Source organism: Plantactinospora sp. B5E13 (assembly GCF_039871775.1).
Lineage (GTDB): Bacteria > Actinomycetota > Actinomycetes > Mycobacteriales > Micromonosporaceae > Plantactinospora.
In genome coordinates, this window is the sequence record NZ_JBDPLT010000026.1 from 1 (window position 1) to 22,139 (window position 22,139).

The following is a 22,139-nucleotide window of genomic DNA, read 5'->3' on the forward strand; positions in this document are numbered from 1 at the left end:
CCCACCCAGGACCACCGGCGAAAATTCTCGTAGCGTGGCGCCATGACCGCCTCTGCTCTCGGCGCCTACCTACGCAGCGTCCGCTCCCGGGTAACCCCGGAGCAGGTGAGCCTCCCCGCCGTCGGCCAGCGTCGGGTCAGCGGACTGCGGCGGGAGGAAATCTCCCTGCTCGCCGGGGTCAGCGTCGACTACTACATCCGGCTGGAGCAGGGGCGCGAGCGCAATCCCTCACCCCAGGTCGTCAATGCCCTCGCCACCGCGCTGGGGCTCGACGAGGACGGCCGCGGCCACCTGTTCCGGCTGGCCGGCCTGAGCCCGCAGCGTAATTCCGGTCCGGTCGAGCAGGTCGATCCCGGGCTCCTGCAACTCATGGATATGTGGCCGGACAATCCGGCACTGGTGCTGGGGCGTGCGTACGACGTTCTCGCCGGCAACAGCCTCGGGAGAGCACTCTTCGGCGGATTTCCGACGTCGCGCAACCTCGCGGAGATCGTCTTCTGCGATCCCGATGCCGTCACCTTCTACGCGGACTGGTCCACTGCTGCCGCCAACACCGTGGCTGGTCTGCGACTGGCGCTCGGTTCCTGGCCGGGCGACCCGCGCCTCACCCAGGTCTGCGAGGGACTGCTCGCGCGCAGCGCCCGCTTCCGGACCCTCTGGCGACAGAACGACGTTCGTGGCAAGCAGCTCGAAAGGAAGACGTTTCGCCACCCCGAGGTGGGCCCGATGACGCTGCGCATGCAGGCCTTCGACGTCCGGGCGACCCCGGGCCAGCAGCTGGTCGTCTACCACGCCGAGCCCGGCTCGGCGAGCGCCGAGGCGCTGCGCCTGCTGGCTACCCTTGTCGCCACCCGCGCTCGCGCCGACAGGCAGATGTGACGGCCCCGCTGCGGCAAAAGCCCGGTACACCGGCGAGGACGTCAGATCGTCGGGACGGTGAGACGAGCCGTGTTCCCCGACCGGGCGGCGCGCGCCGTGCGTCCCTCCGGGGCAGCCGTACGACAAGGTTGTCCCCGAGGCGGTAGAGCGCGTTGACGGTGCCGGCGGTCGGCACCGGTCGCAGCCGCAGCCCCGCCCACTGTGGAAACTGTCCGGCGACCAGCCGCGCGACAAGGTAGGTGTGCACCTCCGGCGATGCCAGCAGTTCGACGAACGCCGGCCGGTCCCGGGCCTCGGACCCACGGAGTACGAGCCGCTCGGTCCGGATCGGCTCCGGGGGCCAGGCAACCGGTCCGAGGTCAGTCATGTCGGTCAGCCAAGCAGCAGACTCGGCAACGATCAAGACGTACGGACCGACCGACCAACGCCGAGCCATGTCATACGGCACCGTGCCGGTATTCGGCGACGATCTCGTTGATGGTGTACCGCGCCTCGGCGGCGAACCGTGGGTTGGTGTCCCGGTAGTACGGCAGGGCGATCAGCGAGATCGCGAGCGCCCGGCCCCGGGCCCGCGCCCACGTGGCGTCGTCGACGTCGACCGCCGACCGGAAGTCGTCGCGTACCCCGTCGGGGAGCAGGTTCCAGGCGACGATCAGGTCGCAGGCGGGATCACCCACCCCTACCGTGGCGAAGTCGATGACGCCGCCGAGCCGGCCATCCACCGTGGTCAGCAGGTTGCCGGGCATCAGGTCCGCGTGGACCCAGGTGGGCGGACCGGTCCAGGCGGGTGCGGCCAGGGCCGCCTCCCACACCGCGCCGGCCGCGTACGCGTCGATCGTCCCGGCCAGCTCCGCGAGGGCCTTCCTGACGTGCGGGTCCTGGCCGGTCAACGGCCCACCCCGGTACGCCTTCGGCCCGTCCGGGATGTCCACCTCGCGGAACGCCTGGACGAACTCCGCGAGCCCGGCGGCCAGGCCGGTCGGGTCGACGAGTCGGCCGGGGACCGGGTTCGTGCCGGCCAGCCAGTCGAGGACGAGCCAGGGCCACGGGTACTCGTCGGTCGGCTGGCCGGTCGCGACCGGGGTGGGGATGGCGACCGGCAGGTGCGGGGCCAGCCGGCGCAGCCAGTCACGTTCGGTCAGGTCGGGGTCCGCGCCCCAGGCGACCCGGGGCAGCCGTACGACAAGATTGTCGCCGAGGCGGTAGAGCGCGTTGACGGTGCCGGCGGTCGGCACGGGCCACAGCGGCAGCTCCGCCCACTGCGGAAACTGCCCGGCGACCAGCCGCGCGACAAGGTCCTGACCGACGTCGATCTCGTCGGGGTGCATCGTCATGCCGGCCTCGGAGGCGGCTGGGCGCTGGCGGCCCGGAGCCGCGCGTCGAGCGCGTCAAGATCGGGTACGAACCAGACGTGGCCGCCAGAGTTCGACTCCTGCACCAGGGCACGCAGCGCCGAACTGTCGGCGAGGTGTCGGGAGATGTCGCCGACCACCACCAGCCGCAGCCGGTAGTTGACGAACTTCTGCATGACCTCGCCGGCGAACCGGGTACCGAGTGAGAAGAACTGCTCGTCGAGACGCTCGGTCGGAACCGCCACCACCTCGGCGCCGAGGAACGCCGCGCCGATCAGGTCCAGCGCGTCCTGTTCGGTGGCGACCGGCGGCCCGGCCGGGTCGCAGACCAGCACCTGGACCCCGGCCCGTTCCTGGATCACGTCAGGCACCGCCGGCCTCCCCGCCGCCGGTCTCCCCGGCGAGGTCGGACGGGCGGTTGTCGCCGGCAAGCAGCCCGTTGTCGCCGGCAAGCACCGACTCGACCAGCCGCAGCAGATCGGCGGTGTCGGCGGCACCGCCGAGTATCACGATTTTCATCCGGTTCCGTTCCTCGTCGTGCACGGTCTGGACGCGCAGCGGGTGGGCCGGGTCGGCGGCGGTGTTCGCCGTCGCCAGGACGAACGTGCCCAGCCGGTCGGCGGCGGCCCGGTCGACACCGTCGACCTGCACGATGCTCGACACCTCGACCGGTGAGCGCCCGGCGGGTGGCACCGACCCCGACCCCGGCCCGCCGGTCAGCGCGTCGAGATCCGTACGGTTGATCCGGTACTGCTTGCCGATCCGTACCGCCCGGAGCCGGCCGGTGCGGATGTAGCCGCGCACGGTGCGGACGTGCAGGCCGAGCCGCTCCGCCACCTGTTCCACCGAGTACATTTCATTACTCATCGTTCCCTAATCTACCCCCGTCGGGGGCTTATAGGGAAACATGCGGTAGCAGTGGCCGTCCACTGGATATCCGGTGGCGCGCCCCCGGGTCGGCGATCCATGATCACGTAATCGTCGGCCTGCCCCAGAGCCTGTCGCGGAATTGGTGGCGTGGGCTGGGTGGGTTGTGGGTGGGGGCCGGCGCTGGGCGCCGGCCCGCACCTGTTGGTGGTTGGTCAGGTGGTGGCGGTGCGGCTGTGGAGGCGTAGGAGGTTGGTGACGGCGGCGGCGAGGTGGAGTTCGGCGGTGGCGGCGGTTAGTCCACGGCGGGCGAGGCGGCGTAGTCCCCGGCGGTCTTTGAGGTGGGCGTTGACGGGTTCCACGGTGCTTCCGCGTTTGCGGTAGAGGTTTCTGCCTTCGGTGGTGGTGTGTCGCCAGGCCATGTGGTCGCGGGCGGGGGCGTGGGGTGGTGGTTGTTCGGGTGGGGCGGTGCCGGCGGGGCGACGGCGGGTGCTTTGGGCGATGAGCCGGTCGGGGCCGGGGGTGGTGAGGTTGGCGTCGCTGTTGTAGCCGGCGTCGAAGAGCAGGGTGCCGATGGTCAGTGTGGGCTGGTTGGTTTCGTCGCGTAGCAGGTTCACGGCGGTTTCGGTCTTGGTGATCATCGTGGTGGCCTGTGCGACGTCGTTGGTGTCCTGGGTGAGGTGCACGGCCAGGATGAGATGGTCGGCGGTCACCGCGAGTTGGGCGTTGTAGGCGGGAATGAACCCGCCGTCGTGGCGGGGCATGAGCCGACAGTCAGGATCGGTTCGGTTGACTTTCATGGTGTTGTCGGTGATCGCGGCGGTCTTCTCGTTCAGGCGTGCGGTGGCGCGTTGGACACTCGCGACGGCGGCGCGGACGTGGGCGTGTTGATCGACCGGGACGGGACGGGTGCCGGGCAACGCCCGCCCGTTGGCGGCGAGTTCCTTATCGCGGGCCTGCCGTGCCTGGTTCGTGGCGGTGATCTGGGCGGTGGTGCGGGCCAGCCGGTCCTGGGCCTTGGCCAGCCGGGCTCGGGCTTTGTCGAGCACCGGCTGCGAGGCGCTATGTTGCCGGCGGGCGAGGTCGTCGCAGAGTGCGACCGTGCGGTTCAACCGGCGGGCCGCCGACGTGCGTGCCTTCGCCCGGTCGGGGTCGGGATCAACAGCCGCGTCGGCGAGCAACCTGTTGATCGTCGCGGCCCGCTGTTGCGGATCACGCAGGTCCGGGGGCAGATCGTTCCCATTGTCCGGCCCCTGATGTTCGTCTTCGACGGTGTCATCGGCCTCCGCCTGGGCCAACAGTCGACGCACCATGCTCCGTAGTGCTTCGCCGTCGCAGGTCGCGTTCCTCGACGCGTTCGCCACGAGTTTCGTCCCGTCGATCGCGATATGGGCCAGCCCGCCCATCCCCGCTCGTCCGCACAACATCAGGACCTGCGTGAACAGGGTCTCGAACGCCGCCTCGTGGTCCTTGCGGAACCGGGCGATCGTGGCGTGGTCCGGCCGGGCCAGTCCGGAGATCACCATGAACGCGATGTCTTCCCGGCACCGACGTTCGACCTGCCGTGACGAGGTCACCCCACCCGCATACGCCCAGATCAACAACGCCAACAGCATCCGTGGGTCATACGGCGCCTGCCCTGCCCCACCCAGCCTGGCCCGGGAGGTGAACACCGTCGTGTCCATCGACGCGACCGCGTCGATCACGAACCACACCTGATGATCAGCCGGCAACCAGTCCAACAGACTCGGGGGCAGCAGAAACTGCTGCCCCCGATCCACCACCTTGAACCCCTTAGCCACCTATCAAGTATCAACAAAGATCACTTACCGGGACAGAAGCCACGCCAACCGATTCTGCGACAGGCTCCCCAGCCGGCCACGCCTTACGTGATCAACCAACCCGCAGGCCGCCCGAGCCACGGCGGCACGCCGGCAACCCGTCGTCCAGCACCCGTCGCCCAGCAGAGGAAACACATGATCGTCGTCTCGGCGGCCGCCGGCGCACTCGGCCGGCTGGTCATCGCCCAGTTCCTGACCCGTCTGCCGGCCGACCAGGTCGTCGCCGCCGTACGCGACCCGGCCCGGCACACCGATCTGGCCGCGCTCGGCGTCGACGTACGACACGGCGACTACGACAACCCGGCGAGCCTGGAATCCGCGTTCCGGGGGACGGAACGGCTACTACTGATCTCGTCACCCGAACTTGCCCCGGACCGCCGTACCCGGCAGCATCTCGCCGCGGTCGACGCCGCGGTGACAGTTGGCGTACAGGCCATCGCGTACACCAGTTTCCTCGGCGCGGATCGCGGTGGCGAGGGTCTGAACGCGCCCCACCACGCCACCGAGCGGGCGATCGTCGACAGCGGGATCGGGTACGCCATGCTGCGGCACCCGTTCTACACCGAGGGATTCGTCAACCCGGGTCTCCGCGATGCGGTCGAGTCCGGCACCCTGGTCGGCGGCACCGGCGGCCGTGGCCTCAATACCGCACTCCGGACGGATCTCGCCGAGGCCGCCGTGAACGTCCTGACCGACGACACGTACCTGGGTCGCGGCTATGACCTGACCGGGCCGCTGTGGACGTATCCGCAGCTCGCCGAGACCTTGACCGAGGTCACCGGATCACCGGTCGAACACCGGGAGGCGGCCGAAGGGATCCCGGGACCGTTGGGCTTCCTGATGGGCCTGGCCCGCTCCGGCATGCTGGAGCGGCAGACCGACGACCTGCACCGCCTGCTCGGGCGCCCACCGAGGAGCCTTCGGCAGGCCGTCGAGTACGCACTCGGTCAGGAATAGGCAGGCACCGCCTCGGGGCGGGTCAGTCGGAAACGACGGTACGAACGAAGGCACCCCAGGCCCGGGGCTCGAAGGTGAGCGCCGGACCGGTCGGGTCCTTGCTGTCCCGCACCCCGACGATCCCCGGCAGGTTGTCCGCCACCTCGACACAGTTGCCGCTCGACCCGTTGCTGCGGCTGCTCTTGCGCCAGACCGCTCCGGTCAGCTCCATCTCTCCGCCACCTCTGCTATCAGCTTGGTCGACTGGTGGTGCGGCTACGAACGCCCGTGCTCGCTCAGGCGGAAACGACGGTACGAACGAAGGCACGCCAGGCCCGAGGCTCGAAGGTGAGCGCCGGACCGGTCGGGTCCTTGCTGTCCCGCACCCCGACGATCCCCGGCAGGTTGTCCGCCACCTCGACACAGTCTCCGCTGTGCCCATTGCTACGCGTACTCTTCCGCCAGGTCGCCCCGGTCAGCTCCATCTCTCCGCCACCTCCAATATCAACTGCATCGACTGCTTGTGCGGTAGCGCCTCGGTTCGGATCAACTCCCACGCCTTGACCATCGACGTTATCTCCGTAGGGTCGTGCACCACCATGCCCTCGAGGTAGTTGTCGAGGTAGGCAAGGTTTTCGTCACCTGGCAGCGTGGCTATGACAAAAGGCCCGGTCAGGCCGGCGTAGGCGCCGACCTCGGTTGGTACGACCTGCACCCAGACGTTTGGCATCTCCGCCGCCACCGTCGCCAGGTGTAGCAGCTGGTCATGCATCACCTTCGGCCCACCGACCGGCCGGTGCAGCGCACCTTCATCCAACACCACCATCATCTGCGGCGGCTTCGCACGACTGAGGATGGACTTGCGCTCCATCCTGCCGGCAACCCGCTCGGCCACCTCGTCGGCGCTGAGCACTCTGGCGCTTGCGAAGATGGCATGGGCGTACGCCTCGGTCTGCAACAGTCCCGGGATGATGGCGTTTTCAAACCACCGAAGCGCCTCGGCCTTCTGCTCGATTTCGATCCGCTCGCGTAACCAGCCGGGGTCGCCGTCGAGTTTGAGTCGGATCACCATGCGTTCGAAGAGGCCGCCGGTCTTCAGCGCCACGTCGGCGCCCCGGACGTATTCGAGGCTCAGCGACCGGGTGCCGTTCTCCACCGCGCTGACCTGCGACGCGCAGAAGCCTATGCCCCGACCGAACGCCTCCTGGGTCATCTCCGCCAACAGTCTCGCCCGGCGAATCTCGTCGACGATAAAGGCGATCAAGGAATTCTGGGCCACGGTCACCATCTGCTCCTCCTCCACACCAAAAAGATCAACTCCACAGCCCGCCACAGATCGCCACACGACCCATTCCAGATCCGACAACTCCGCGACGAACGCACCAAACATCTATCGCAACTGATGGCGCTTGTCCAGAGTGGAAGTCAGCGGAACCGCTCGGGGTGTGAATAGGACGGGCGGAACCGCGCGGGGCCGTCCCGGAGAACCCCTTCCCCCCTTTCCCCGGGGCGGCCCCGCGTCCACCACGAAGCAGATCTCGGGCGGAAGGAGGGCGGCGACATGGCACGTCGTACCCGGGAAGGGGTGACCTGGTGGCCACGGCATCGCCGGGACTGGCGGCGCTGGTGGCGGTACTGCCGATGTGGGCTGCGGTGGCGTTGTCCGGACCTCGTCGGGACCACGCCGATGCCGTTCCCGCCCACCGCTGCGGACCAACCGGCGATCGGCCGGGTGAGAATGCCGAATGCGCTGCGCGCGTTTCCCACGCCCTGGCCGAGAAATGAACGCCCGTGGTGGAATTCTCCCTCCGGAATGCATCAGATCGGCCGTGCCGGCCGGCTGACTCCCGCACAGGCCCACCGGGCCCGGGGCACCGGATGAACAACGGCGGCAAGTCACCCGGACCGCCGCCCCCACCGCACATTCCGGTACGGCCGATCTGGCTCTGCCGGGCCTGCGCCACCGACTGGCCCTGCCTGGCCGCGCGGACCCTGCTGCCGCTCGACTACTACGCCGACCCGTTGAGTCTCTTCGTCTACCTCGGCGCCGCACTGCAGGCCGCGACCGAGGACCTCTACCGACTCAACCCTGATCCTGGCCCGGACCCGAAGCTGCTGCACGCCCGGTTCCTCGCCTGGGTCAACCCACGCCTGCTCATCACCCGCGCCCGCCTCGGGGCCGACCTCGGCGGCAACCGTCGTCGGTCCCGGGGCGGGCACCCCCCAAGGTGACCCGGTGGAACATCGACCGGAACCACGTCGACACGTCACGCCTCTACCCGGCATGACAACCCGACGTGAGCTGCTGCGACTGGTCGGCGCGACAGCCGGCGCCGGCGCGGTACTGACCATCACCGGCTGCCGACGTACGGCCGGCGAGCAGGGCACCGCCGGCACCAACTCAGCCACCGGCGACGTGCTCGTGGTCGAGACGGCCGGCGGCGCGCTGGCCGCCGTCGACGCCGCGACCGGGAAACTGCTGGTCACGCCCGCCCCGGGGGTGCTCAGCGGGGACAACCGGCGACTCGTCCGGGCCGACCGTGCGGCGGCCGGCGCGATCACCCGGCTGACCAGTCACCGGCTGCCGGACGGGGCGGTGGTCAGCGGCGGCAGCGTGACCGGTGACCTTGCCGTCCGGGTCACCTCGTCGGACGGTGGGCTGGTCGCGCTCGCCACCGACGCCGGGCCGGGACACGACCCGTACCGGCCGGGACCCCGGGAGCGGACCACGATCGTGGTCATGGACAGTGCCGGCCAACGGCACCGACTGGAGCTGCCCGGCAACCTGGAACCGGAGGCGTTCGACGACACCGGCAGCGCGCTGTTCGTTCTCGACTACCTGCCGCCGACCGCACCGGACCGCTACCGGGTCCGGCTGGTCGACCTCGCCTCGGGCGAACTCCAACCGCTGGTCACCCGGACCAAGTCGGTGATACCGCCGGGCGCCGAGGAGGAGATGCGCGGCGAGGGGCGGCAGGCCGTGTACGACCAGCGACGGCGGCGACTCTTCACCCTCTACACGCACCAGCCGGAGCACGTACACACCCGGGACCGGGTCGCCGGGGCGCGGCGGGACGGTCCGCACGTGCACGCCTTCGTGCACACGCTGAGCCTCACCGAACGGTGGGCGTACTGCGTCGACCTGCCGGCGCCGTTCGGCGAGCGGCCCGGCCCCGGGCACACGATCACCGCCGATCCGGGCAACGGCACCCTCTACGTGGTGGACGCCGGCAGCGGCACGATGGCGGTGATCAACGCGGACGAGCTTGTGGTCAGCCGGACCGTCCGGTTCGAGCCGCCGACCGGTGTCAGCGCCTCCACCACCGCCTTCGCCACCTTCGCCGGGCCGAAGATCCTGCTGGTCGCGGCCGGTCGCGAGGTGGTCGCGGTGCCGGCCCTGGCCGGCGAGGGCACGGTCGGTCGGTGGTCCGTCCCGGCCGAGGTACGCGGACTCGCCCACTCCGCCGACGGCTCCGTGGTGTACGTCGGCCAGCCCGACGCCCTGCTCGTCGCCGACCCGGACACCGGTGCGGTACGGCGGCGGATCGACGTACCCGGGTTGACGGGTCTGCGGCGGGCGGTGACCGACGGCTGACGACGGCGACCGGGGCGTGGGTGGCGGCGGGTCGCTAACCTGCCGGGCATGCCGGAGACACTGCCACTCGTCGATGTCGACCGGGCGCACTGGACCGAGCCGGGCGCACCCCGTCCGGTCCGAACCACGCTGTGGCGACCGGCCCGCACCGACCCGGCCCCGCTGGTGCTCTTCTCGCATGGCACCGGCGGGGCGGCGCAGGAGTTCGGCTGGCTCGCCGAGGCGTTGACCAGGGCCGGGTACGCCGTCGCCGGAGTCGACCACCACGGCAACACCGCGTCCGAGCCGTACGTGGCGTTGGGGTTCAGCTTCGTCTGGGAGCGGCCTCGGGACTTCACCATCGTGCTCGACGCGCTCGCCGACGACCCCGGGATCGACCTGACCCGGGTCGGCGCGGCCGGCTACTCGCTCGGTGGCTACACGGTGGCGGGACTGGTCGGTGCCCGGATCTCGCCACGTCGCTACCGCCGGCTCCTGGACGAGCCCGACCAGACAGCGCTGCCGGAGTACCCCAACCTGATCCAGGAGATCCGGCGGCACGATCCGGCCCTGGCGTACGCGGTCAGCATGTCGGCCTGCGGGGTGGACGTCGCCGACGACCGGGTCCGATGTGCGTTCCAACTGGCACCGGTGCTGGGGATGGTCTGCGACCCGGCCAGCCTCGGCCGGATCAGCGTGCCCGTGCACAGCCTCTGGGGCGAGGATGACGACCAGGCGCCCGGCGCGACGGGCGCGCTGGTCTACCGCGAGCACATCCCGGGTGCCACCGCGCGGGCGCTGCCGGCGACCGGTCACTACGACTTCGCGCTGCGGGCCGAGACCCGGGCCGAGGTGGTCCGGGAGGCGCTCGCCTTCTTCGGTCGCGTCCTGCCGGCCTGACCAACCCGATCGCCTGAGCGCCTGAGCGCCTGACCACCTGCCCTCTGGTGCGCCGGAGCGGCTGCCGGCCGGAATGCCTGCCGGCCTGCCGGAAGTCTTCCGGAACTCTCGGTTGGCACCCGGTTGCCCGTGCGCGGTCCGGGCCGTGTCGCCCGCCCGACCGTGCTGCCACCTGCCCCCGCCGCCGTCACCACGCCAGCCGGGCGACGACCGGATTCTCACGACCGTGAGCAGCCTGGACGCAGTCCTGTCCAGCACCCCAATAGATCGATCGCCATCTACTCTTGCTCGCTGATTTGTTTCAAGCGATACTACGAAATATTTCAATGCGATCACGGAGCCCGGTCATGTGTGGTCGACGAGGCGAACCGTCCGCACCACCCTCCCGACGCCGCCGCCTGCCGTGATCACCCCACCACCGCCGCCACCGGTGGCCCACCGTCCCGTCCTCTCCGAGGAGTCCAGATGTCCCAACCACCCCGATTCGTGAGACGCCTGGCCGTCACGCTCGCGACCTCTGCCCTGGCCGTCGCCAGCGGTGTCGTGGCCCTGACCGTCGGCGCTCCGGCGCAGCCCGCCGCCGCGGCCGCGTGCAACGGCTACGTGGCCCTGACCTACGACGACGGCCCGAACCCGGGCACCACCACCGCCCTGCTCAACGCGCTGCGGTCAGCCGGCGCCCGGGCCACCTTCTTCAACATGGGCCAGCGGGTGCAGCAGAACGCCGCACTGGCCCGGGCCCAGCGGGATGCCGGCATGTGGGTCGAAAACCACAGCTGGTCACACCCGCACATGACCCAGCTCAGCCAGCAGCAGATGGCCTCGGAGATCAGCCAGACCCAGCAGGCCATCCAGCAGGCCACCGGCGTCACCCCGAGACTGTTCCGGCCCCCGTACGGCGAGACCAACGCCACCCTGCGCTCGGTCCAGGCCCAGTACGGCCTCACCGAGGTGCTCTGGTCGGTGGACTCCCAGGACTGGAACGGCGCCAGCACCGCCCAGATCGTGCAGGCGGCGAACAACCTGCAGGACGGCGGCGTCATCCTGATGCACGACGGCTACCAGAGCACGATCAACGCGGTGTCGCAGATCGTGGCAAACCTGAGCAACCGGAACCTCTGCCCCGGCATGATCTCGCCGACCACCGGTCGGGCCGTGGCGCCGGACGGCGGCCCGAACAACCCGCCGACCACCCCGCCGGGCAACCCGCCCACCACGCCGCCCGGTAACCCGCCGACCACCCCGCCCGCCGGCAACGCCGGCTGCACGGCCAGCTACCGCACCATCGGCAGCTGGGGCGGCGGATTCCAGGCCGAGGTGACGATCACCAACAGCGGCAACTCCACGCTGAACGGTTGGACCGTCCGGTGGACCTGGCCCGGCGGCCAGACCATCAGCAACCTCTGGAACGGCCAACTGAGCCAGAGCGGCAGCTCGGTGACGGTCCGCAACGTCGGACACAACGGCACCGTGCAACCCCGGCAGAGCACCTCGTTCGGGTTCGTCGGCGGCGGCAGCTCGGCCACCCCGTCGGTCACCTGCAGCAGCCCCTGACCTGCCATCCGAAAACAGCGAACCAGGTACGCCAGAGGCCCGGGGCGACGTACGCCCGGGCCTCTGGCCGCAGGTGCTCGGGTCCCCGGCTCCACCCATCGAGGCAAATCTCCGCCTCGATTTGCGTTTCTCGGTTCACATACTGCCTCAAGGTATAGCTCGAGCTATAGTTACCCCATGCCTCACGTCCCCGCCCGCCGCTGGGCGATCAGGACGACCAGCGATGTCCGCGACTGGTTGCGGTCGCTCCGCCAGACTGATCCAGCAACGTACCGGTCTGTCAACGTGGCGATCGACATGCTCGCTGACACTGGTCCGGGGCTGGGGCGTCCGTTGGTCGACACGCTCAGAGGTTCGAACATCAGCAATCTCAAGGAGCTGCGGCCGAGATCCGGGCGGGACGTCGCTATCCGGATTCTGTTCGTCTTCGATCCCTGGTCGCAGGCGGTGCTGTTGGTGGCCGGCAACAAGGCCGGAGACTGGTCGCAATGGTACAAGGAGGCGGTCCCGGTCGCCGAGATCGCGTACGAAGGCTGGCTCGCCTTCGAAAGGAAGCGGAGGGAGGGCTGATGAGCGACTTCCATGATTGGGACGACATCCGTGCCGAGTTGCACGACGGGAACGACAACGCGCTCGAAATGGAGCGCGCCCGCACCGAGGCATGGATCAGCGCGTTCCACCTAGCGGAGGAGCGTAAGCGTCTCGGGCTCACTCAGCGGCAGGTGGCCGAGCTGATGGGAATCACGCCCGGCCGGGTCAGTCAGATCGAAAACGGCGATCTGGAGGCCAACGAGGTCGCGACCCTAAGCCGGTACGCACGAGCGCTGGGTGCCCGGATGCGGATCATCTTCGACTACGGCAGCGACCTCCGGCAAATCGCCTAACCCTCCGCCGGGACGGTGAGCCAAGCTCCCGATTTGCTCAACGGCAGCGACAGTGGGGCGGCGGCAGTACGGCCACCGGTCACCTGCAGCAGCCCCTGACCCCACTGCCGAAGGCAGCGAACCAGGTACGCCAGAGGCCCGGCGTTTCCCGCGCCGGGCCTCTGGCGCTGGCCCCCAACCCGGCCGATCCGACCGCCGTAGCTCGCCGAGGTGGCGACACGGCGGTCACCGGAAGAGCGGCGGACGTCCTGGCAGCGGCCGATACTCCGTCATTGGCCGATCTTGTCCAGCTCGGCGATGTCGTCCGCAGAAAGCGACAGTCCCGCGCCGGCGACGTTCTCGCGCAGGTGGTCCGTGGACGAGGTCCCGGGAATCAGCAGAATGTTCGGCGACCGCCGCAGCAGCCAGGCCAGGGCGACGGCCATCGGCGTCGCGGACAACCGGGCGGCCACCGAGGACAAGATCGAGGACTGCAGCGGGCTGAAGCCGCCGAGTGGGAAGAACGGCACGTAGGCGATGTCCTGTTCGGCGAGCGCGTCGATCAGGTTGTCGTCCCGGCGGTGCGCGAGGTTGTACATGTTCTGCACACAGACGATCGGCGCGATCGCCTGCGCCTCGACGACCTGCTCCGGCGTGGCGTTGCTCAGACCGAGGTGCCGGATCAGGCCCTGTTGCTGGAGTTCGACGAGCGTCTCGAAGGCCTCGGCGAGCGAGCCGGGCTGCGGCCCCTTGGCATTGCCGAGCCGGAGGTTGACCAGGTCGAGCACCTCAAGGCCGAGGTTCTCCAGGTTGGCGTGGACGGCGTGGCGCAGACTCTCCGGGTCACGGGCCGGAGGCCAGCCGCCCTGCTGGTCGCGGATCGCACCGACCTTGGTCGCGATGTGCAGCGAGTCGGGGTACGGGTGCAACCCCGCCCGGATCAGCCGGTTGGTGACGTGCGGCCCGTAGGCGTCGGCGGTGTCGATGTGGGTGATGCCGAGTTGGACGGCTTCGCGGAGGACGGCGAGGGCACCGTCGTGGTCGGCGGGTGGCCCCATGACCGACGGGCCGGCGAGCTGCATGGCGCCGTAACCGAACCGGGTGACCGTCAGGTCTCCCAGTGTCCAGGTGCCGCCGGGCAGGGATATGGATGACATGCGCGTACCTCTGGCTTTCGAAGGGAGGCCAGGCGGTTCTGTTGCCTGGCAGGTGCCTGTTCCCACTATGGGGAGGTAACTTCCCATCAGGAAGTAGGCACCTCAAAGTGCGTAACCCACCCGGCGGTTGGAGCAGCGGATCGATGGCGACGACAAGAGCGGCGCAGCAGATAGCCCAGGCCAAGGCGGAGTACGACGCCTTCCTGACGACATGTCCCAGTCACAAACTGGTCGAGCGGATCTCCGGAAAGTGGGTCGTGCTGATCCTGGCCGCACTGGGCAGCGGCCCCGACTGCGCCGGTGACCCCCGACCGATGCGCTACTCCGAGCTGTCGCGTCTGCTGGCCGGCGTCAGCCAGAAAATGCTCACCCAGACGCTGCGTTCCCTGGAACGCGACGGGCTGATCAGCCGCACCGTGATACCGACCGTGCCGGTCACGGTCTCCTACGAGCTGACCGATCTGGGCCTGTCGCTGTTCCGGACGATGCGCGGCCTGAAGCAGTGGGCCCAGACGCACATGGACGAGGTCTTCGCCCACCGCACCATGTCCCTCACCCGCTCGGCCAGGTCAGGGGGCCAGCAAGCTTTCCCGCGCTCTGCCTGAGGGTGATCTCCCACAGACTGATCGGGGCAAGGAAGATGTCCGGGGCGTGGCGCAGCCGATCGAGGAACTCGTCGCCGAGAGTCGCATCGCCCGTGATGGCCCACGGCACGACATGAGTGTCCAGCAGAAGGGTCATGCGCCAATGCCGAAGTCCCGGTCAGCCGGCCACGCCGCCCGGCTGGTCGCCCTTCACCACGGGGGCCCGGACCAGGTTGCCCCACTCGGTCCACGAGCCGTCGTAGTTGCGGACCCGGGGGTAGCCGAGCAGGTGGCGCAGCACGAACCAGGTGTGGCTCGACCGCTCGCCGATCCGGCAGTACGCGATCACGTCGTCGTCCGGCGAGAGGCCGAGCTGGTCGGCGTAGATCGCCTTCAGCTCCTCGGGGCTCTTGAACGTGCCGTCGTCGTTCGCCGCCGACTTCCACGGCTTGTTCACCGCACCCGGGATGTGGCCGCCGCGCAGCGCGCCCTCCTGCGGGTACGCCTCCATGTGGGTCAGCTCGCCGGTGTACTCGGCCGGAGACCGGACGTCGACCAGCGGCCGGGCCGCCGAGATGTGCGCCAGCACCTGGTCCCGGTACGCCCGGATCGGCGCGTCGTCCCGGACCGGTACCGGATAGTCGGCCGGGGCCCGCTCGGTCCGCTCCCGGGTCAGCTCCCGCCCCTCGGCGACCCACTTCTGCCGGCCGCCGTCGAGCAGCCGTACGTCGGCGTGGCCGAAAAGGGTGAAGACCCAGAGCGCGTACGCGGCCCACCAGTTGAAGTTGTCGCCGTAGAAGACGATCGTGTCGTCCCGGCCGATCCCCTTCGCCGCGCACAGCTTGGCGAACGCCGTCGCGTCGAGGTAGTCCCGGGTCACCTGGTCGTTCAGCTCCAGATGCCAGTCGACCTTGATCGCGCCCGGGATGTGTCCGGTCTCGTAGAGCAGCACGTCCTCGTCACACTCGACCACCACCAGGCCGTCCGTGCCCAGGTGCTCGGCCAGCCACTCGGTGGTGACCAGGCGCTGCGGGTCGGCGTAGCCCGAAAGGCTCGGTGCGGGATCGCTCGGCATCGGCATGATCCCCACGGTACGCCGGGCCGCGCCCGGAGAAGGTCGGCTCGGTCGGTTAGCGTCACCACATGGTGGAGCCGATCCGGGGCGAGATCTTCCGGCGCGAGGACTGGTACGGCGAGGAACTCACCGACCGGGCGTACGTCGACTGCGAGTTCCACGACGTCGACCTGACCGAGTCGGTCAGCCGGCAGGTCAGCTTCACGAACTGCACCTTCGGCAACGTCCGGTTCAACGCCTCCCGGCACACCGACTCGGCGTTCCTGCGCTGCACGTTCCGCCGCTGCAACCTCTTCGAGGCCGAGTTCACCGGCTGCAAACTGGTCGGCAGCGTCTTCGACCAGTGCGACCTGCGCCCGCTGACGGTGCTCGGCGGCGACTGGTCGTTCGTCGGGCTGTCCGGCGCCGACCTGCGCGGCGTCACCGTACGCGGGGTACGGATGCGCGAGGCGGACCTGGCCGGGGCGAACCTGACCGAGGCGGTACTGGCCGACACCGACCTCTCCGGCGCGGTCTTCCGGGGCACCCGGCTGGTCCGCTGCGACCTGCGTGGCAGTGATCTCAGCACGCTCGACCCGACCGCCGTCGACCGCGCCGGCGCGATCATCGACGCCGAGCAGGCGATGGTGCTCGCCCAGACCCTCGGCTTCGACGTCCAGGTCTGAGGAGGGGCCCACCGACACGGCTCGGCCCGCCGGTCCGGGCCGGAGCGGCGGGCCGAGTGTGCCGTCAGATCAGCTTGTCGTGGTGGCGACGAAGATGGTGTACCGCGCCGGCTGCGACTCGGTGCCGTCGGCCTGGATGCTCACCACCGAGAGCGTGAAAGGGCCGGTCCTGGTCGGAGTCCAGGTCACCGACGCCTGGCCGAGGGCGTCGGCGTCGACCGTCGTCGCGGATTGGCTGGTCACCGTGTAGCGGTACTGCACCACTCCTGGCATCCGGGGGGTGAACGTGAAGATCCCGGGAACACCCACCCCGCCGGACGGACTGCCCGACGGGTAGTCGGTCGACGTGACGAACGGCTCGTTGGGGACCCGGAAGCTCGCCGTACGGGTTACTTCCAGCCCGGTGTCGGTCCGGCTGGTGACCGTCAGGGTCCGCTGGCCGCCCCGGTTGTCGACGAGGCTGACGGTGGCGACCCCGTCCGGCCCGGCCGGCACGGTCTGTGGCTCGTCCCCGTCGAGGTGGTAGTGGTACTCCACCACGCCCGGCATCCCGGGCCGGAACGTGAACGGCGTGACCAGGCCCACCTCGGTCAGCTGACCCTCGATGACCGGCGCGTTGTCGTTGACCCGGAAGTAGTGGTTCACGCTGCCGGACCGGTTCCCGGCGGCATCCACGCTGTAGACGGTGAGCCAGTTCGGGCCGGCACTCTGCGGCGTGATGGTGACCGTGGCGGTGCCACCCGGCTCGTCCGCCGCGACGTACTCGGGAAGGGCACTCTTCAACCCGTAGTAGAAGCCGACGACGTCCGCGACTCCGTTGGCGCCGAAGGTGAACTCACCCGGGATGCCGATGCCGCCGTACCAGCCGTCGTCGTCCGGATAGTCGGCGGAGACAACCGTCGGCGGCTGCGCCGGGGCCTCGTTGTCCTTCGTGAAGTAGCAGGTCTGGCTCCAGTCGCTGGTCGCACCCGCCGCGTCCGTGGCGCGGACCGCCCAGCCGTACGTCCGGTCGTGCCCGAGTTCCGCGGCCGGGAGTGCGAGCCACTGGTTGCCGAAGCCGGCCTGCCGTTCGATCCGGGCCTGCGGCTCGTCGACCGGCCACACCGCGAACGTCGGGTCCACCCACTCGTTCGCGTCCGGGTCGCTGAACGTCGCGGAGAGCGTCACGGTCCCGGCCGGCAACGTGACGTAGGGTTCGACGCTGTCGCACGGCCCGCCCGGGAAGGTGTTCAGGTCCTTCGGTACGTCGGGTGGGCTGTTGGATTCGACGCCGATCCGGACGCTGTCGAGCCAGCGGCCCTGGGCGGGATCGCCTTCCAGTTCGGCCGGCAGTCGCAGGGCCAGGGTGAGCGTGCTGCGCCCCTCGGCGAGTGCCTGACGCAGGCCGTCCGCGACGTCCCAGCTGACGTTGTACGGCGGGCAGACCCCGCTGATCGAGCGGGTTTCGAGTCCGAGCAGCGCGATGTCGGCCGGGGGTCGCTTCCAGTTCGAGCGGGTGGAGCGGTCCTCGGTCCGCCACACCTCGATCGGCGGTCGCTGCGCGCAGTCGACCGCGCGGCCCTCGCGAGCCCACAGGGTCGCGGCACTGATGGTCGCGGACCGGTACCGCGAGATGTCGAAGGTGTAGTACGAACGGCTGGTGTGCTTCCGCCCCCGCTCGTCCAGCGAGCTACCGACCGGGCCGGCCCCGGTACCGTCCACGTAGATCTTGCTGGGCCGGTGGCTGTCGGTGTAGGCCCAGGTGATCGGCGCGTCCGCCCGGTATCCGGCCGAGGCGGTCTGACCGGCTACCGCGAGCAGGCCGGCGGAGAGCATCAGTGTCGTCGCACCGGCCAGCAGACGGCCGCCTGTTCGTCTTATGTGGACAGAGTTGGAGCGCAGCGCCATACGGTGTCGTCCTCCGCGAGTTGATCCCGGACTTGGGAGCCGAAAGCATATCGACGTAGTGCGACACCGCGCGTACATTTTGTTGACCTCTGGAAACGGACGGCCTCAGCCGCCCGTTTCCGTTAGTGGATCGAGCGGTCGTCGGTCCACGGCAGGTCGGTGAACGGGGCCAGTTCCGGACGCTTCGCGGTGATCGTGTCCCCGGACGACTTCCCGGTCAGCCGTCGCTTGATCCACGGCGCCAGGTGCTGACCGGCCCACCGCAGGTCCGCACCCCGCGCGGCCAGCCACGGCGCCGGTGCCGACTCGGGCGGTACGACCAGCCACCGTTCGTCCGCGGGTAGGCCGAGGGCGTCGAGCACCCGGGCCGCCACCCGACGGTGTCCGGCGGCGGAGAGGTGCAGCCGGTCCTCGCTCCACAGTGCCGGATGCCGGAAGACGTCGTCGGCGAAGAGGTCGACCAGCATCGCGCCGTGGCGGTGCGCGGTCTCGCCGACGGCCTGGTTGAGCACCGCCGCCCGGGGGCCGACGATGCGCTGCCCGGGGAGCCGGCCGCTCAGGTCGGCGAACCGGAACAGCAGTACGTCGGCGCCGCTGGCCCGCAGCTCGCCGACCACCCGGTCGAAGCGTTCGACCAACGGCGCCGGGTCGAAGTTGCGGCGCAGTACGTCGTTGCCCCCGGCGGCGAAACTGACCAGGTCGGGTCGCATCGCCAGGGCGGCGGGCACCTGCTCGTCGACGACGTTGCCGAACAACCGGCCCCGGATCGCCAGGTTGGCGTACCCGAAGTCCGGGCCGGCGCTCGCGGCCAGGGTGGCAGCGACCAGGTCAGCCCAGCCCCGATAGCCGTCGCCGGTCGGATACCGGTCGTCGAGTCCCTCGGTGAAGCTGTCGCCCACCGCCACGAAGCTGCGCCAGCGCATCCCGCGCCCCCCTCGCCCTACTCCCCAAAGACCGTCGGCCAGTCTGACAGTCGCACCTACCCACGGGTAGGCCCTGCGGTCGAAGGTGACCGGCGAGACATTCCGTGGGCTGCGGCTCCGATCCGACACCGCCGACAAACCTGGGTGCCCGTTGACCGGAGCGGTACTACGCTGCCCGAATGCTGCTACGGATGTCCACCCTGTTCCTGCGTACGCTGCGCGAGGATCCGGCCGACGCCGAGGTGCCGAGTCACCGGCTCCTGGTCCGGGCCGGGTACGTCCGCCGCGCCGCTCCGGGCGGATACACCTGGCTGCCGCTGGGTCGACTGGTGCTGGACCGGGTCTCCCAGGTGGTCCGGGAGGAGATGCTGGCCATCGGGAGCCAGGAGGTGCTCTTCCCGGCCCTGCTGCCCCGGGAACCGTACGAGACGACCGGCCGGTGGACCGAGTACGGCGACGACATCTTCAGGCTGCGGGACCGGCGCGGGGTGGACTACCTGCTCGCTCCCACCCACGAGGAGATGTTCACCCTGCTGGTCCGGGACACCTACTCCTCGTACCGGGACTTCCCGGTGTCGCTGTTCCAGATCCAGACGAAGTTCCGGGACGAGGCGCGGCCCCGGGCCGGGCTGCTGCGGGGACGCGAGTTCCTGATGAAGGACTCGTACTCGTTCGACGTGGACCAGGCCGGGATGCGGGCCGCGTACGACCGGCACCGCGCCGCCTACCAGCGGATCTTCGACCGGCTCGGGCTGGACTACACGATCGTGTCGGCGACCTCGGGGGCGATGGGTGGTTCCGCCTCGGAGGAGTTCCTCGCCGCGAGTCCGGCGGGCGAGGACACCTTCGTCGGCTGCACCTCCTGCGGTTACGCCGCCAACACCGAGGCGGTGACCACCCCGGCCCCGCCCGCCGGTGACGTCCACGCGCACCCGCCGGCGCAGACCCATGACACGCCGGACACCCCGACCATCGAGTCGCTGGTGGCGCTGGCGAACGCCCGCCGGCTCGGCGGCCGGAGCGACTGGACGGCGGCCGACACCCTGAAGAACGTCGTCGTCTCGGTACGCCGTCCCGGCGTCGCGGAACCGGAGCTGCTGGTCATCGGTGTGCCCGGGGACCGGGAGGTGGACCTGCGGCGGCTCGACGCGGTACTCAGCCCGGCCACCGCCACCCTCTACGACTGGAACACCCCGGCGGCCGACCCGGACTCGGACACCGACACCCGATCGGCACCGGCCGCTCCCGAGCTGGTCCGGGGTTACATCGGTCCGCAGCTGCTCCACAAGCTCGGCATCCGTTATCTCGTCGACCCCCGGGTCGTACCCGGCACCTCCTGGTTGACCGGGGCGAACGAGCCGGGCCGGCACGCCGTCAACGTGGTCTGTGGGCGTGACTTCGTCCCGGACGGCACGGTCGAGGCCGCCGAGGTCCGGGCCGGGGACCCGTGTCCGGCGTGCCGGCCGGGGGCGTTGACCATGCGGCGGGGCATCGAGATCGGGCACGTCTTCCAGCTCGGTCGCCGTTACACCGACGCGTTCCGGGTCGACGTACTCGGGTCGGACGGCAAGCCGGTCCGGTTGACCATGGGCTCGTACGGCATCGGCGTCTCCCGGGCGGTGGCGGCGATCGCCGAGCAGCACCACGACGAGCGGGGGCTGGTCTGGCCGGCGGCGGTCGCGCCGTGCGACGTACACCTGGTCGCGGCTGGCAAGGGCCCGCAGGCGGAGGCGGCGGTGGAGCTCGGCGGGCAGCTCGTCGCCCGGGGTCTGCGGGTGCTGGTCGACGACCGCGCCCAGGTCTCGGCCGGGGTCAAGTTCGCCGACGCCGAGCTGATCGGTATCCCGCGCACCGTCGTGGTCGGCCGCCGCTGGACCGACGGGTACGTCGAACTGCGCGACCGGGCCACCGGCGAACGTGTCGAGCTGACCGTGCCGGAGCTGGTGGAACGGCTCGCTGCGCCGAGCTCGCACCAGCCGGCGAGCTGAATTGCCACGAATACCATCAAGGCAGCGTAAGCGGCATTTCATCCTGATGATCGTCAATGTGAGCGGACCACGACCGGTGCCTGCGCCGGGTTATAGTCAGCGGTCCCCCTACTTGATCATCAATGAGGTGAACCATGTCCACGGACCAGATCGGCGGCCCGTCGGGGAAACCCCCGACGGGCGACGCCGCAGGTTCGACGACCAGTCCGCCGGCCGAAGCCGAAGCGGAAACACCAGCCGGAGCAGAAACACCGGCCGGCCCGGAGACCGCAGCCGGAGCGGAGACCGCAGCCGGCCCGGAGACGCCAGCCACTGAGGCGGCGACCGCAGCCGGCCCGGAGACGCCAGCCACTGAGGCGGCGACCGCAGCCGACGCCGCGCCGGACGTGGCCACCATCCCGGACGGCACCCCGGCCACCATCCCGGACGGCGTCCCGCCCGCCGATCCGGACGACCTCGCGCAGCCCGGTGGACCGGCCGACCGGCCGAAGAAGAAGTGGCCGCTGGCAGCCCGCGTCGCGATCGCCGTGCTCAGCGCACTTGTCACGCTGGCCCTGATCAACGGCGGCAAGTCCGTGCTGCGGTCCCTCGTCGACAAGGACCACATCAACAACGTGGCAGCCGGCGACTGCCTCCGGGAGTCCCGCACCGACCGGAACTCGCCGTACCGGATCGTCGGCTGTGACGACGCCGCAGCCACCCACAAGGCGCTCGCGGTCGTGGACGGCAGCGGCGACTCCTGCATCCATGTCGCCGGCGCCACCCGCTCGGTCACCAACCGCGCCGGAAACGTCTGCCTCGGGCCGAAGGACGTCGACCCGGCCAAGGCGGTCAACGTGGCGAAGGAGGGCGACTGCCTCGGCCAGAACGGCGACGAGGCGCAGCGGGTCGACTGCTCCGGGGCGGACGCCGAATACACCGTGCTGAAGCGGATCGTCGGTGTCCCGGCGGCCGATACCAAGACGGCGTGTGACGACGTACCGGGTGCGGTCGGCACCTACTCCTGGGACTGGGAGTCCGAACTGACCGCCAACATCCTGCCGGGTGTTGTCGACGTCCTGCTCTGCCTCGGCGAGCGGTAGCCAGCCACCATC

The 22,139-nt window shown here is 70.1% G+C and carries 23 protein-coding genes; 12 read left to right on the top strand and 11 right to left on the bottom strand.

Annotated elements, in window-relative coordinates; translation table 11 throughout:
- Positions 1–42 precede the first annotated feature (42 nt).
- On the top strand, positions 43–879 hold the full coding sequence (locus ABGB05_RS22455) for a helix-turn-helix transcriptional regulator (protein ID WP_347655433.1): 837 nt from the start codon (positions 43–45) through the stop codon (positions 877–879).
- Positions 880–1,316: 437 nt separating this feature from the next.
- Here the strand turns inward: ABGB05_RS22455 and ABGB05_RS22460 are convergent, their stop codons facing one another.
- The 4 genes from ABGB05_RS22460 to ABGB05_RS22475 all read right to left on the bottom strand — a co-directional run bounded on the left by ABGB05_RS22460 (position 1,317) and on the right by ABGB05_RS22475 (position 4,900).
- The gene (locus ABGB05_RS22460) at positions 1,317–2,213 is read right to left on the bottom strand and encodes an aminoglycoside phosphotransferase family protein (protein ID WP_347655434.1); all 897 of its coding nucleotides are present in this window, start codon (positions 2,211–2,213) and stop codon (positions 1,317–1,319) included.
- Positions 2,210–2,602 carry a DUF4180 domain-containing protein gene (locus ABGB05_RS22465; protein ID WP_347655435.1) on the bottom strand — a complete coding sequence of 131 codons (393 nt, stop codon included), beginning with the start codon at positions 2,600–2,602 and terminating at the stop codon, positions 2,210–2,212. The genes ABGB05_RS22460 and ABGB05_RS22465 overlap by 4 nt, the downstream gene beginning before the upstream one ends.
- Positions 2,595–3,098, bottom strand: coding sequence for a helix-turn-helix domain-containing protein (locus ABGB05_RS22470; RefSeq protein ID WP_347655436.1), 504 nt, complete (start codon positions 3,096–3,098; stop codon positions 2,595–2,597). The genes ABGB05_RS22465 and ABGB05_RS22470 overlap by 8 nt, the downstream gene beginning before the upstream one ends.
- Positions 3,099–3,313: 215 nt before the next feature.
- A complete protein-coding gene (locus tag ABGB05_RS22475; RefSeq protein WP_347655437.1) occupies positions 3,314–4,900 on the bottom strand; it encodes a transposase in 1,587 nt (528 codons plus the stop codon).
- A gap of 174 nt (positions 4,901–5,074) precedes the next feature.
- On the opposite strand from ABGB05_RS22475, the gene ABGB05_RS22480 reads away from it, so the two are divergent.
- Complete coding sequence (locus ABGB05_RS22480) at positions 5,075–5,896, top strand: NAD(P)H-binding protein (protein ID WP_347655438.1); 822 nt, start codon at positions 5,075–5,077, stop codon at positions 5,894–5,896.
- 22 nt (positions 5,897–5,918) lie between these two features.
- Here ABGB05_RS22480 and ABGB05_RS22485 read toward each other — a convergent pair whose 3' ends face one another.
- From ABGB05_RS22485 to ABGB05_RS22495, 3 genes are all read right to left on the bottom strand, one after another.
- Positions 5,919–6,107 (bottom strand): DUF397 domain-containing protein, encoded by a 189-nt coding sequence (locus ABGB05_RS22485; RefSeq protein ID WP_347655439.1) that lies wholly within the window; start codon positions 6,105–6,107, stop codon positions 5,919–5,921.
- Positions 6,108–6,171: 64 nt separating this feature from the next.
- A complete protein-coding gene (locus ABGB05_RS22490; RefSeq protein WP_347655440.1) occupies positions 6,172–6,360 on the bottom strand; it encodes a DUF397 domain-containing protein in 189 nt (62 codons plus the stop codon).
- On the bottom strand, positions 6,351–7,265 hold the full coding sequence (locus ABGB05_RS22495; protein ID WP_347655441.1) for a helix-turn-helix transcriptional regulator: 915 nt from the start codon (positions 7,263–7,265) through the stop codon (positions 6,351–6,353). The genes ABGB05_RS22490 and ABGB05_RS22495 overlap by 10 nt, the downstream gene beginning before the upstream one ends.
- Positions 7,266–7,753: 488 nt before the next feature.
- Here ABGB05_RS22495 and ABGB05_RS22500 point away from each other — a divergent pair, with 488 nt between their 5' ends.
- From ABGB05_RS22500 to ABGB05_RS22525, 6 genes are all read left to right on the top strand, one after another.
- Complete coding sequence (locus ABGB05_RS22500) at positions 7,754–8,107, top strand: hypothetical protein (RefSeq protein ID WP_347655442.1); 354 nt, start codon at positions 7,754–7,756, stop codon at positions 8,105–8,107.
- Positions 8,108–8,159: 52 nt separating this feature from the next.
- Positions 8,160–9,470: a hypothetical protein gene (locus ABGB05_RS22505; protein ID WP_347655443.1), complete on the top strand. Its 1,311-nt coding sequence runs from the start codon at positions 8,160–8,162 to the stop codon at positions 9,468–9,470.
- 48 nt (positions 9,471–9,518) lie between these two features.
- Entirely contained in the window at positions 9,519–10,349 is an 831-nt protein-coding gene (locus tag ABGB05_RS22510) for an alpha/beta hydrolase (RefSeq protein ID WP_347655444.1), read from the top strand.
- Positions 10,350–10,835: 486 nt separating this feature from the next.
- A complete protein-coding gene (locus tag ABGB05_RS22515; RefSeq protein WP_347655445.1) occupies positions 10,836–11,903 on the top strand; it encodes a polysaccharide deacetylase family protein in 1,068 nt (355 codons plus the stop codon).
- 177 nt (positions 11,904–12,080) lie between these two features.
- Positions 12,081–12,473, top strand: a complete 393-nt coding sequence (locus tag ABGB05_RS22520) for a type II toxin-antitoxin system RelE/ParE family toxin (protein WP_347655446.1) — start codon at positions 12,081–12,083, stop codon at positions 12,471–12,473.
- The gene (locus ABGB05_RS22525) at positions 12,473–12,787 is read left to right on the top strand and encodes a helix-turn-helix transcriptional regulator (protein WP_347655447.1); all 315 of its coding nucleotides are present in this window, start codon (positions 12,473–12,475) and stop codon (positions 12,785–12,787) included. The genes ABGB05_RS22520 and ABGB05_RS22525 overlap by 1 nt, the downstream gene beginning before the upstream one ends.
- A 269-nt stretch (positions 12,788–13,056) precedes the next feature.
- Here ABGB05_RS22525 and ABGB05_RS22530 read toward each other — a convergent pair whose 3' ends face one another.
- A complete protein-coding gene (locus ABGB05_RS22530; RefSeq protein ID WP_347655448.1) occupies positions 13,057–13,923 on the bottom strand; it encodes an aldo/keto reductase family oxidoreductase in 867 nt (288 codons plus the stop codon).
- A 143-nt stretch (positions 13,924–14,066) separates the two neighbouring features.
- Between ABGB05_RS22530 and ABGB05_RS22535 the strand changes: the two genes are divergently transcribed.
- The gene (locus ABGB05_RS22535; protein ID WP_347655449.1) at positions 14,067–14,528 is read left to right on the top strand and encodes a helix-turn-helix domain-containing protein; all 462 of its coding nucleotides are present in this window, start codon (positions 14,067–14,069) and stop codon (positions 14,526–14,528) included.
- Positions 14,529–14,685: 157 nt separating this feature from the next.
- On the opposite strand, the gene ABGB05_RS22540 is transcribed toward ABGB05_RS22535, so the two are convergent.
- Complete coding sequence (locus tag ABGB05_RS22540; RefSeq protein WP_347655450.1) at positions 14,686–15,588, bottom strand: sulfurtransferase; 903 nt, start codon at positions 15,586–15,588, stop codon at positions 14,686–14,688.
- A 62-nt stretch (positions 15,589–15,650) separates the two neighbouring features.
- Here ABGB05_RS22540 and ABGB05_RS22545 point away from each other — a divergent pair, with 62 nt between their 5' ends.
- Positions 15,651–16,247, top strand: coding sequence for a pentapeptide repeat-containing protein (locus ABGB05_RS22545; protein WP_347655451.1), 597 nt, complete (start codon positions 15,651–15,653; stop codon positions 16,245–16,247).
- Between the two features lie 69 nt (positions 16,248–16,316).
- Here the strand turns inward: ABGB05_RS22545 and ABGB05_RS22550 are convergent, their stop codons facing one another.
- Together ABGB05_RS22550 and ABGB05_RS22555 are read right to left on the bottom strand one after the other, a co-directional pair.
- Entirely contained in the window at positions 16,317–18,134 is a 1,818-nt protein-coding gene (locus ABGB05_RS22550; protein ID WP_347655452.1) for a hypothetical protein, read from the bottom strand.
- A gap of 122 nt (positions 18,135–18,256) precedes the next feature.
- Complete coding sequence (locus ABGB05_RS22555) at positions 18,257–19,057, bottom strand: SGNH/GDSL hydrolase family protein (RefSeq protein WP_347655453.1); 801 nt, start codon at positions 19,055–19,057, stop codon at positions 18,257–18,259.
- 179 nt (positions 19,058–19,236) lie between these two features.
- Here ABGB05_RS22555 and ABGB05_RS22560 point away from each other — a divergent pair, with 179 nt between their 5' ends.
- Complete coding sequence (locus tag ABGB05_RS22560) at positions 19,237–21,045, top strand: proline--tRNA ligase (RefSeq protein ID WP_347655454.1); 1,809 nt, start codon at positions 19,237–19,239, stop codon at positions 21,043–21,045.
- Between the two features lie 134 nt (positions 21,046–21,179).
- A complete protein-coding gene (locus ABGB05_RS22565; RefSeq protein WP_347655455.1) occupies positions 21,180–22,127 on the top strand; it encodes a hypothetical protein in 948 nt (315 codons plus the stop codon).
- Positions 22,128–22,139 lie beyond the last annotated feature (12 nt).